The 4,776-nt window shown below is 46.1% G+C and carries 3 protein-coding genes; 2 read left to right on the top strand and 1 reads right to left on the bottom strand.

The window, feature by feature from the left end; translation table 11 throughout:
- Together Q0R35_RS01945 and Q0R35_RS01940 are read left to right on the top strand one after the other, a co-directional pair.
- On the top strand, positions 1-769 hold a 769-nt coding region (locus Q0R35_RS01945), incomplete at its 5' end, for a hypothetical protein (RefSeq protein ID WP_295613931.1).
- A gap of 43 nt (positions 770-812) precedes the next feature.
- Complete coding sequence (locus Q0R35_RS01940; RefSeq protein ID WP_295613929.1) at positions 813-2,681, top strand: serine/threonine-protein kinase; 1,869 nt, start codon at positions 813-815, stop codon at positions 2,679-2,681.
- Positions 2,682-2,842: 161 nt separating this feature from the next.
- On the opposite strand, the gene topA is transcribed toward Q0R35_RS01940, so the two are convergent.
- The coding region (gene topA / locus Q0R35_RS01935; protein WP_295613928.1) for a type I DNA topoisomerase at positions 2,843-4,776 on the bottom strand (1,934 nt) is incomplete at its 5' end.

Here is a 4,776-nt window from a genome sequence, read left to right as displayed (position 1 = left end):
GAGTAATCGCCCACGCAAGCCCAAAGATAGCCCGATTCGACTGATTGCCGATGAAACTGCATTAACTATTAATATTCCTGCTGTAAAATTTCGGACTACGCGCAGTCAGCAATTATCTTTACTAGCCATAATCATGAATTTCGTTCTCGCCGTGGCGATTTATTTTATTGTTACCTTATCATTCTCGATCGAACCATTGCGATTATGTTTATTTGCCATCATTGGATTTTCGTATCTTGTCACTTCACTATGGATGTGTAAATATGCCATCTATGGTAATTACTCGCGAGTTCAGCTAGAAATCTCTGGCAACCGCTTTCAACTCAAGCGGTGGTTATTTGGTAATTTAACTTACAATCTCAGCGATAGTATTCAAAATATTAGAATTTTTACAACTAAACGCAAAATATCAGTCTTACCATTCGATCGACAGCGAGTAAGAATTACGGTAATTGGTAAACCAAGTCTGTTTGTGCCATTAGTCGAATGGCTAAGAAGTTTTGCTGCTACCCAGACGATATTGCTACCACTAGTTCGACAGCTACAAAAGTCTACCCCACTCGGTCAAATCTCGATCGATCTAGATACTCGTCAATATGCATTAGCATTACTATTAAACCACTCTGAAAATCAGTGGTTAGCCAGTGAATTAATGATATTTTTCGATCGCGCATTACGCCGTCAACAAATCTATCGCGAAGCCTTTCAAGATCTGAGTAAAGAGATGGGAGATGGGAGTGAGCAGATGGGAGTGAGGAGTAAGGAGTAAGAAGTAAAAATACCACTATCCACTATTCACTATCCACTAAATCATGAGTAACTTTTCAGCCCAAGGATATCAAATAATTCGCGAACTAGGTCGGAATGCGGCGGGGGGACGAGTTGTATATTTATGTCAGATCGTAGCCGAACCCAGTCGGCAAGTAGTCATCAAACAATTTCAATTTGCTAAAGGCTCTGGCTGGGCGCAATTTAAAGAAATCGAGCGCGAAATGCAAGTGCTTAAAGATTTAAAGCATCCAGGAATTCCACATTATATCGGATCGATCGAGACAGATGATGGTTATTCGATCGTCCAAGAATATAAAGATGCTCAGGCTCTATCGATGCCTCGCAGCTTCGATTCCGACCAAATTAAACAAATTGCCGTAGCTACGCTAGAAATCTTAATCTACCTGCAAGATCGAATGCCTGTTGTCATTCACCGCGATATCAAGCCGGAAAATGTTTTGGTAGATGAAGATCTTAATGTTTATCTGATCGATTTTGGCTTTGCACGCATCGGTGGTGGCGATGTCGCGATGAGTAGCGTCGCAGCAGGGACATTTGGCTTTATGGCTCCCGAACAGATGTATAACAAGGGACTAACCACCGCCGCAGATCTGTATGGATTGGGGGCGACGCTGATTGCATTGCTGACGCAAACCAAGTCTAACCGGATGGACGCGCTCATCGATGAAGATGGCAAAATTACCTTCCAACACCTGACATCAAAACTTAGTTCGGGGTTTATGGATTGGCTAGAAACAATGGTCGCACCGAGAGCTAGCGATCGCTATCTCGATGCAGAAGCCGCTCTAATCGCCCTCAAACCGATTTATGTCACCCGGTCACCTTCAGTCGAATTCAGCCCGCCTCGTCTGCAATTTCACGCCACTCAATTGGGCGAACGGATTACCAAAACGCTGACTATTATCAATAATACTCCCGATACCATGTTAGAGGGCACTTGGTCGATCGAACAGCACCCTCACGATCCGCCAAATTCCAATCGCATTCATAAGTGGATTTCGCTCTCAGATCGGGAAGTTAATGGTAATCGAGTTGAATGTGAAATTACCGTCGATACCAGCAAATTGACGGCTCAATCGGTGGGAACTCGATCGATTATCTTGACGAGTAATGCCGTTCCCGAAACGCATTCGTTGTCAATTGAAGTCATTACAGCTCCGCTACCCATTCAAGCCAAGCAATTCCCCTATCAAGCAATGGTCGTATTCTTGATGTTTGCCTTTGGCTGCGGACTCAGCCTGAAATCTGGTGGAGCTTGGAGTTCATCTGGATCGGGAATTGCAGCAGGATTTTTGACTGGCGGCTTTTTGACGATTGTTTCTACTCATAGCGTCGTACATCCCGATGGAGTGAAATTTCGGGCTGGGATCGCAGCGATTTGTGGTGGATTCTTTGGGCTGTGGGTGGGTGGTGCGGGTGGTGGTATTACTGGCGCAACATTTGGGGCACTTGCTGGTACGATCGCGGGAGGGATAAATATGGCTGGTGGTCTAAATGGCGTAATCATCGGCACACAGGCGATAGCAGGCAGTTTGGCGGGCAGTTTGGTGGGATTAGTATTGAGTGGTTTTGCTAGTAGCAATGGAGTTCCGGCTGGTGCTGTGCTTGGGGCGCAGGCTGGACTGATCGGCTATTTTTTTGATGCGGAATATGCCCGACTACCCGAATCGAGAAGATATCAACGTGGCTTTATTTTTCTGGTATTTGAAATAATTGCGATCTTTGGTTTTAACTTAGGCGTTATGCTCGATCGACCCAATGGATTTTTACTCTTAATTGCCTTGGTATTAGCTGTGGCGATCGCGTATCTATTATTGTACGTGCCTTCTCTGTATCTCAAAAAGGTCGCAGCGTACCGTAATAAAGAGAAGTACCTAATTAAACTTTGATGCTCAATCGCGATCTATCTTTACAATGTATCTAATCAAGAATGTCTGAACTATGATTAAGACGATCGACCGATAGACTTTGATGGACTGCTATCTGACAATCTTAGTCCATCTATTAATCACATAAATCATAGTTCAGATGGTATATTCTCGATCGCGAATCACTTAGGTTTAGCAGCATCCACACCGAGATTACCCAACTTAGGACTCCACCATTGCCCCTCCTTGCCCCGAAAATAGGCGACATCCTTGTGGTTAGGCTTGGCTCTAGCTGCTGCATCCGAACATCGTAACATCGATTTTGCTTGCCCATCTTTCGTATAATTATATTCTTCTAGCGGCTTTTGACAAACTGGGCAAGGATGTTCGGTTTGCTTGGCTGGCGATGACTGTGCGGTTTTAGGTTGCGGAATTTGCCATTCATTGGTTCGATCCGACCAAAACATTACTAACCCTTTACCCTCAGTATCCTTACAGCCATCCTCGCACTTGAGAAAATACCCCTTCTTAACTTTCTTGCTAGGTACTTTAGACATGGGTTTGCTGCAAGCCGGACATTTAGAGCGCGATTTCTCTAGATCCTTACCCTGGAAAGATCCATAATCCTGTGCTGGTAGATTCTGAGTCGCCTTACTTAAAGCTGGGACAAAATAGCTTTGGTTCCACCCAATTAGGTAACTTTGCCATTCTTGTTTTCCCTTAGAAATCGCATCGAGTTCGGTTTCCATTCCAGCGGTGAATTCTGACTGAATCAATTCTGGTAAAGCTTGCATGAGAAAGTCATCTACTTGCAAACCAACGGTAGTCGGTTGCACTTTGCCTTTTACCAGCTCGACATAATTACGCTGCTTGAGGGTGGCGATAGTCGGTGCGTAAGTGGAAGGACGACCGATGCCGCGACGTTCCATCAGTTGGACGAGTTTGGGTTCGGAATATCGTGGTGGTGGTTGGGTTTGTTTCTGTTCGTGACTGGCGTTAGATGCCGTGAGTGGTTGTTTGGGCTGCAAGCTGGGTAGCACGGCATCGCCGCTAATATCCTGCCAGTATTTGGCGTAGCCAGCAAATTCGAGCATTTGCCCTCTGGCTTGCCATTGAATCTCGCCAGATTGAGTAACGATCGTGGTTTTGCGAATTTGAGCGGGTTTGCACTGAGAGGCGATCGATCGCATCCAAATCATCAGATACAGGGCGAATTCGTCTTCTGAGAGCTGTTGCTTGAGTTCGGTGGAACTTTTGGTCAAATCGGTCGGTCTGACTGCTTCGTGGGCTTCCTGAGCGTCTTTGGAACTGCGCTGTTTGGCGACTTTTGTTGGTACGTTATCTTTGTCGTGAGACAACAACCATTCTCGTGCAGCTTTGCAAAAATCCTGACTGAGTTCGACTGAATCAGTCCGCATGTAGGTAATTAACCCCGTTTCATAGAGCTTTTGGGCGACTGACATGGTATGTTCGGGGCTGAACTTTAATCGCGCTCCGGCGGCTTGTTGAAGCGATGAGGTGATAAATGGGGCGGGGGGCTTTTTGGGGGCGAGTTTACCTTCAATTGTCTTAACTTGATGGGGGTTGGCTTTGGCGATTTCTACTAACCTTTCGGCTTCGGCTTGACTCAATACCCGTGTCGATTCAGCAACTTTTTCGGTCGCTCCCGCATCGTCGCTGGTTTCTTCGTCTGCTGCTGGCGAGATCGCCTGGATAGTGCCGTTGTAGAAAGCGTGGAATCCTTCGGCATAGTCCACAAATACCGACCAATAATCCTGCGGTATAAAGACTTGAATTTCTCGCTCTCGCTTGCAGACTAAATGGAGCGTGGCGGACTGTACTCGCCCGACACTTTTGGCTCCATTATTGAGCCGCCAAATTAGTGGCGAGCCTTTATAACCGACCAATTTATCCAGACAATCGCGGCACCTACCTGCTTCGATGAGATTCATGTCTAAAGCGCGGGGAGACGCGATCGCTTTTTTGACTGCCGATTTGGTAATCTCTTGATAGACAACCCGCTGGGGTTGTTTGAGTTTCAATACCTGGGCGATATGCCAGCCAATAACTTCACCCTCGCGATCTGGATCTGAGGCGATGAATACTCGATCTGCTT

It is taken from the genome of Chamaesiphon sp. GL140_3_metabinner_50, assembly GCF_025361915.1.
Classification (GTDB): Bacteria; Cyanobacteriota; Cyanobacteriia; order Cyanobacteriales; family Chamaesiphonaceae; genus Chamaesiphon.
The sequence above is the reverse complement of the archived record's forward strand: the minus strand, read 5'-3'. Positions and strand labels throughout refer to the sequence as shown.